Origin of the sequence: Breznakia blatticola, from assembly GCF_004365815.1 — a bacterium.
GTDB lineage: Bacteria > Bacillota_I > Bacilli_A > Erysipelotrichales > Erysipelotrichaceae > Breznakia > Breznakia blatticola.
On sequence record NZ_SODD01000077.1, the window covers coordinates 1 to 1,185 of the forward strand.

The window sequence follows — 1,185 nt, forward strand, 5'->3', positions numbered from 1 at the left end:
CGTCTCCCACCTATCCTGTACATGTTTAATCAAAACTCAATATCAAGCTACAGTAAAGCTCCATGGGGTCTTTCCGTCTAGTTGCGGGTAACCTGCATTTTCACAGGTACTAAGATTTCACCGAGTCTGCTGCCGAGACAGCGCCCAAATCGTTACTCCTTTCGTGCGGGTCAGAACTTACCTGACAAGGAATTTCGCTACCTTAGGACCGTTATAGTTACGGCCGCCGTTCACTGGGGCTTCAGTGCACTGCTTCGAGTCTAGCTCTAACAGATTCCCTTAACCTTCCAGCACCGGGCAGGAGTCACCCCCTATACGTCGTCTTTCAACTTAGCAGAGAGCTGTGTTTTAGATAAACAGTCGCTTGGGCCTATTCACTGCGGCTCTATTTATAGAGCGTCCCTTCTTGCGAACGTACGGGACCATTTTGCCGAGTTCCTTGGCAACAGTTCTCTCGCTCACCTCAGGCTTCTCGCCTTGCCCACCTGTGTCGGTTTCGGTACAGGCCGTCATAAAATTAATACTAGAAGCTTTTCTTGGAAGCCGGTATCATATACTTCACTACTCGCACGAATGCTTTCGCTTCCCCATCACGCCTTCGCCTTATAGTATGCGGATTTTCCTACATACAAGCTACCTCGCTTAGACCACAATCCATTAAGTGGCATATACTAACCGTCTCCGTCACTCCATCATTTTTACGCGGGTACAGGAATATCAACCTGTTGTCCATCGACTACGCCTTTCGGCCTCATCTTAGGTCCTGACTTACCCAGGGCGGACGAACCTTCCCCTGGAAACCTTAGGCTATCGGTGTGTAGGATTCTCACCTACATCTCGCTACTCACACCGGCATTCTCACTTCCATACTCTCCACTGCTCCTTACGGTACAGCTTCAACGACGAATGGAACGCTCCTCTACCACTCATATCTAATAGATACGAATCCACAGCTTCGGTAGTATGCTTAGCCCCGGTACATTTTCCGCGCAGGGTCACTCGACTAGTGAGCTGTTACGCACTCTTTAAAGGATGGCTGCTTCTGAGCCAACCTCCTAGTTGTCTGTGCATCCCCACATCGTTTTCCACTTAGCATACATTTTGGGACCTTAGCTGGTGATCTGGGCTGTTTCCCTTTTGACCATGGACCTTATCACCCACAGTCTGACTGCCGAATATATCTGT

The 1,185-nt window shown here is 49.3% G+C and carries 1 rRNA gene (only partly in view); it reads right to left on the minus strand.

Going from position 1 to position 1,185, the window contains the following annotated elements:
• Positions 1-1,185, minus strand: a 23S ribosomal RNA gene (locus tag EDD63_RS11320); its annotated part runs 1,055 nt beyond the window's last position; the annotation flags it as partial.